Origin of the sequence: Psychromonas aquatilis (genome assembly GCF_038155185.1) — a bacterium.
Lineage (GTDB): Bacteria > Pseudomonadota > Gammaproteobacteria > Enterobacterales > Psychromonadaceae > Psychromonas > Psychromonas aquatilis.
Genome location: NZ_JBAKAZ010000399.1, coordinates 1 through 214, shown reverse-complemented (window position 1 = coordinate 214; position 214 = coordinate 1). Strand labels below are relative to the sequence as shown.

Here is a 214-nt window from a genome sequence, read left to right as displayed (position 1 = left end):
CAACTAAGATCTGAATGATGCCGGATTTAAATAAGTCAAATGTTAAACAGAAAAAAGCAATGCTCGGTTTAACCATTAATACGGATTTATCACCAGGCTTTAGACCATACTCAGTCAATGCATGAGCTATATCGTCACTTCTATGGTGTAACTCTGAGAAAGTCATTTCTTGATAGGTTATTTGTGAAAATGCTTTTTTCTGGACACTAACGGC

General features: G+C 36.0%; 1 protein-coding gene. It reads right to left on the bottom strand.

Annotation, left to right across the window (positions count from 1 at the left end):
• Positions 1-214 (bottom strand): AMP-binding protein (locus V6256_RS15925; RefSeq protein WP_341599180.1); only part of this gene is annotated, 214 nt, incomplete at both ends.